Origin of the sequence: Streptomyces sp. SID5910, from assembly GCF_009862125.1 — a bacterium.
In the GTDB taxonomy this organism is placed as follows: Bacteria; Actinomycetota; Actinomycetes; order Streptomycetales; family Streptomycetaceae; genus Streptomyces.
The window spans coordinates 1-5,420 of the sequence record NZ_WWHX01001035.1 but is presented as its reverse complement, the minus strand read 5'-3'; the positions used below and the strand labels follow the sequence as shown (position 1 = coordinate 5,420).

3 protein-coding genes are annotated in these 5,420 nt (G+C 77.0%); all 3 read left to right on the top strand.

What is annotated here, in order from left to right; genetic code table 11:
- The first annotated feature begins 15 nt into the window (after nt 1–15).
- Nucleotides 16–525, top strand: coding sequence for a sugar kinase (locus GTW67_RS36705; RefSeq protein ID WP_237519210.1), 510 nt, complete (start codon nt 16–18; stop codon nt 523–525).
- Between the two features lie 108 nt (nt 526–633).
- On the top strand, nt 634–3,546 hold the full coding sequence (locus tag GTW67_RS36700; RefSeq protein ID WP_202438180.1) for an SCO1167/SCO6262 family helicase: 2,913 nt from the start codon (nt 634–636) through the stop codon (nt 3,544–3,546).
- Between the two features lie 719 nt (nt 3,547–4,265).
- The coding region (locus GTW67_RS38655; protein WP_524539863.1) for an SWIM zinc finger family protein at nt 4,266–5,420 on the top strand (1,155 nt) is incomplete at its 3' end.

Here is a 5,420-nt window from a genome sequence, read left to right as displayed (position 1 = left end):
TAGGACCGCCGGCACATGATCCGCCGGCGGTCGCTCACCCTGCTCATCATCGTCCTGCTCATCGGCGTCCCGGCCGGCTACCTGGTGATCTCCGCCAACCAGAGCCGCGACAGCGGCAAGGTCAAGGAGGCCAAGTACTCGGCGACCGGCCTGACCGAGGGCTGGCCGTCCAAGCTCCAGCGCCGCCTCTACGAGGTCCCCGTCCCGGTCCCCTCCGAAGAGGTCGCCTACTACGAGACCAACAACTGGAAGACCAGCCGCCTCTACGTCCAGTTCGAGACCACCGGCGCCGGCCTGGACGCCTTCCTGTCGGGCATCGGCGTCACCCGGGACGACCTGGAGCGCGACAAGGCGGCCATCGGCGACCGCGACCAGCACATCACCGGCTGGAACTTCGACCGGCCCGGGCCGTGGTGGGGCCTCGTCCACCAGCAGGCGGACCCCGCGCCCACCCACGACGTCCTCGTCAACCTGTCCGATCCGGACCGGCCGATGGTGTACGTGGTCTCCCGGACGGTTCCCTGACCGGGCCCGTCCCCGGCCGTCCTGGGGGCCGCCGGGGCCGATTGTCAGACCCCGCCCGTAGAGTCGAAGACAGTTGATCCGAGACGCGGGCGGGAGGTGACAGAACGTATGAGTGACACGACCGGAGCGGTCGCCACGGCCCCGCGCCCGCACGCGCCGGCGGAGCGCGACCGGCCCGTCCCCGCCGTGCCCGCCCGGCTCGCCGCCGTCTTCCTGCCCGCGCCCCTCCCGCGCGACGGACGGATCGCCTTCTGGGACCCGACGGGCGACCCCCTCACCGGGGCGGCCCCCGAGGACGGCAGTCCGCCCACCGACCCCTCAGCCGCCGCCGAGGTCACGGAGCTCACCGTCGTACGCCGGCACGGCACCGCCGCCCGCCGCGGCACCGCGCCCGCGCTGTCGCTCCCGCTCGCCGACGCCCTGCCCCTGCTGGTGCGCGCCCGGCACGACCCGGCCGCCCACCCGGCCACCGCCTGCTGGGGCGCCGCCGCCCTGCACGCCCTGCGGCTCACCGCGCGCGGACGCCTGCTGCCCGGCCTGACGCCGACCGGGCACGACGCCTGGCGGGCCGGCCCGCTCGACCCCGACGACGTCGCCCACCTGCGCGCGGTGGCCGCCGCCCTGCCTCCCGAGGGACACGCGGTCCCGCTCGACGGGCCCGGCCCGATCCGGCTGCCGGCCCCCGAGGCACTGATGCGTTCCTTCCTGGACGCGGTGGCCGACACCCTGCCCCGCACCCCCGCCGCGCCCCACGCCTCCGGCCGCCCCTTCGCCGCACACGCCGCCCAGCGCCTGCCCGACGCCCACGACTGGGCCGCGGAGGTCGCCGCCGGCATGGACGCGGGCGTCCGGATCTCGCTGCGCCTGGACCTCTCGGCGTACGACCTGTTCGACGGCGACCCGAGCAGCGGGACGCGGCACGCGGGGGCGGCCGTCGTCCAGGTGCACAGCCTCGCCGACCCCACCCTCGTGGCCGACGCGGCGGACCTGTGGTCGGGCGCCGCCGACGCGGCGTTCGGTCCCCGCGCGCGCGTGGACGCCGCCCTCGCGGTGCGGCGCGCGGCGCGCGTGTGGCCGCCGCTCGACCGCCTCACCGAGCAAGACGTGCCCGACGTCCTGAGCCTGTCCGAGGACGAGGTCAACGACCTGCTGGGGGTGGCGGCCGGCCGGCTCGCCGCCGCCGGGGTCGCCGTGCACTGGCCCCGCGACCTCGCCCAGGACCTCACCGCCACGGCGGTGGTCCGGCCCGCGCCCGGCTCGGCGACCGACGGCACCGGGTTCTTCGAGAGCGAGGACCTCCTCCAGTTCCGCTGGCAGCTCGCGATCGGCGGCGACCCGCTCACCGAGGCCGAGATGGACACCCTCGCCGAGGCACACCGCCCGGTCGTCCGGCTGCGCGACCGTTGGGTGCTGGTCGACCCGGCCCTCGCCCGCCGGGCCCGCAAACGCGACCTCGGCCTGCTCGACCCGGTCGACGCCCTGTCCGTCGCCCTCACCGGCACCGCCGAGGCCGACGGCGAGACGGTCGAGGTGGTGCCGGCCGGCGCGCTGGCCGCCCTGCGCGACCGGCTGACGGCGGGCGTCCGCCCCGCCGAACCGCCGCCCGGCCTGCACGCCACCCTCCGCGACTACCAGCTGCGCGGCCTGGCCTGGCTGGACCTCATGACCTCGCTGGGCCTCGGCGGCTGCCTCGCCGACGACATGGGCCTCGGCAAGACGGTCACCGTCATCGCCCTGCACCTGAAGCGGGCCCGCACCGAGCCGACCCTGGTGGTCTGCCCGGCCTCCCTGCTGGGCAACTGGCAGCGGGAGATCACCCGGTTCGCGCCCGGCGTGTCCGTCCGCCGCTTCCACGGCGCCGACCGCACCCTGGACGGCCTGACGGACGGCTTCGTCCTCACCACGTACGGCACGATGCGCTCCGCCGCGGCGACCCTGGCCGAACAGCCCTGGGGCATGGTCGTCGCCGACGAGGCCCAGCACGTCAAGAACCCGTACTCGGCGACCGCCAAGGCGCTGCGCACCATCCCGTCCCCGGCGCGCGTGGCGCTCACCGGCACCCCGGTCGAGAACAACCTGTCCGAGCTGTGGGCGCTGCTCGACTGGACGACCCCCGGTCTCCTCGGCCCGCTCAAGTCCTTCCGCGCCCGGCACGCGCGCGCCGTGGAGAACGGCGAGGACGAGGAGGCGGTGCGCCGCCTGGCCCGCCTGGTCCGCCCCTTCCTGCTGCGCCGCAAGAAGTCCGACCCCGGCATCGTCCCCGAACTGCCGCCGAAGACCGAGACGGACCACCCGGTGCCGCTCACCCGTGAGCAGGCCGCGCTGTACGAGGCGGTGGTGCGCGAGTCGATGCTCGCCATCGAGGCCGCGGGCGGCATGGCCCGGCGCGGGCTGGTGCTCAAGCTGCTGACCTCGCTCAAGCAGATCTGCGACCACCCGGCGCTGTTCCTGAAGGAGGAGCACCCGCCGGGCGGGGCCGACCGGCTCACCGCCCGCTCCGGCAAGCTCGCCCTGCTGGACGAGCTGCTGGACACGGTGCTCGCCGAGGACGGCTCGGTGCTCGTCTTCACCCAGTACGTCGGCATGGCCCGCCTCATCACCTCCCACCTGTCCGCCCACGCGGTCCCGGTCGAGATCCTGCACGGCGGTACGCCGGTGCCCGAGCGCGAGCGCATGGTGGACCGCTTCCAGAGCGGTGCGACCCCGGTCCTCGTCCTGTCCCTGAAGGCCGCCGGCACCGGCCTCAACCTGACCCGCGCGGGCCACGTCGTGCACTTCGACCGCTGGTGGAACCCGGCCGTCGAGGAGCAGGCCACCGACCGCGCCTACCGCATCGGGCAGACCCAGCCGGTCCAGGTGCACCGGCTCATCACCGAGGGCACGGTCGAGGACCGCATCGCCGAGATGCTCCAGTCCAAGCGGGCCCTGGCCGACGCGGTCCTCGGCGGCGGCGAGTCGGCCCTGACCGAACTGACGGACCGCGAGCTGTCCGACCTGGTGTCCCTGCGGAGGCCGACATGACCCCCCGCCCCGCCGACGAGGCCCGCCGAGCGCTGCGCGAGGCACGGGAGCGCGGCGAGGCGGATGCGCTGCGCGCGACCGGCGCCGGCCGGGAGACCGACTCCGGCCGGGACACTGGCGCTGGCCCGGACACCGGCGCCGAGCCGGAGACCGACGCCGAGCCGGACGCCGGCGACGGGTCGGCCGCCGCGGCCGCCGCTGCGAGCCCCGCTGCGGTGATGGGCTCTGGGTCCGGGTCCGGGTCCGGCTCTGGTTCCGGGGAGCACGGTCGGCCGGCGGATGTGGTGCGCGAGGCGTTGCGGGCACGGGGACGTGGCGAGGCGGCACCGGCCCGCGTGGCCGGCGGCGACACGGATGCCAGTGCCGACCCGGGCACCGGCGCCGACTCGGCGGACCCCGCCGTCGGGGGGAGCGCCGCTGCCGTGACCGGCTCCGGCTCCCGGGAGGACAGTCGCCCGGCGGACGTTGTGCGGGAAGCTCTGCGGGCGGCCCGTCGGCAGGCCAAGGCGGACGCGGCCAAGGGGGCGGCGGGCGTACGGCGAGGCTCCCGCCCGGTCCGTCGCGCGCCCGGGACGGGTGGTTCCCCCGCCGACGCCCGCGCCCGTGCGGTGCGGGACTTCATCGCGGACGCGTTCCGTATGCCGCCGGACGAGGCCCCGGACGCGGACCTGGCAAGGGACCCGGCCGAGGATGCTCCGCCGCCCCCGCATCCCACCGGCGTGACCACCACCGCCGGTTTCCGGGGCACGCCGGCTGCCCCGCCGGAGCAGGCCCCGGCCCCCGATACGGCCCCGGCCGTCGCGCCCCCTGTCACGACGTCGGCCTTCGGGCTCTCTGCCACGGACCCGGCCGCGGAGCTCCGTGCCACGGACCCGGCCGTCGAGCTCCGTGCCACGGGCCCGGCCGTCGAGGCCCCTGTCACGACGTCGGCCTCCGAGCAACCTGCCACGGACGCGGCCCCTGAGCCCCCCGCCACGGCACCAGCCTCCGAGCCCCCCGCCCCGGCGTCGGCCTCCGGGCCCCCCGCCCCGGCATCGGCCTCCGGGCCCCCTGCCACGGCGCCAGCCTCCGGGCTCCCCGCCACGGCGCCGGACGAGGGACCCTCGTACCGGGGACCGGTCGCACACTCCCCGGAGCGGACCCCGGCGGCGGCGCGGGGCCGGACCACGTACCCGAAGACGCACGGCCAAGGGACGGGCCGACCGCACGACCGGGACGCCTCCCCGCCACCGGCGGCAGCCCCCCGCACGCCCCGTTCCATGGCCGCCCCGGACCGCGACGGCGATCTGCGGCGCACCTTCCCCGCACTCCCGCCCCGGTCGGCACCGGACGGCGGATTCGCCGAGACCTGGTGGGGAAACGCCTGGGTGACCGCGCTGGAGGAGGGCGCGCTCGACCCCAAGCGGCTGGCGCGCGGCCGCGGTTACGCCGAGCAGGGGCACGTCGACGCCATCACCGTGACGCCCGGACTCGTCCTCGCCTACGTGCAGGGCAGCCGTCCGAGGCCGTACCGCGTGCAGGTGCGGCTGCGCACGCTCGGCGACGCCGGCTGGGAGAGGTTCCTGGACGCCGCCGCCGAGCGGCCGGGGCACATCGCCGCGCTGCTCGACAGGGAGCTGCCCCACACCCTCGCCGACTGCGGAGTCCCGCTGCTGCCCGGCCCCGGCGACCTCGCCCCGCAGTGCAGCTGCCCCGACTCCGGCCACCCCTGCAAGCACGCCGCCGCCCTCTGCTACCAGACGGCGCGGCTGCTCGACGCGGACCCGTTCGTCCTGCTCCTGCTGCGCGGCAGGGGCGAACGCGAGCTGCTCGACGCCCTGTCCCGGCTCAGCGCGGCCCGCGCGGCCCGCGCCGCCCAGGACAAGGGTCCGGCG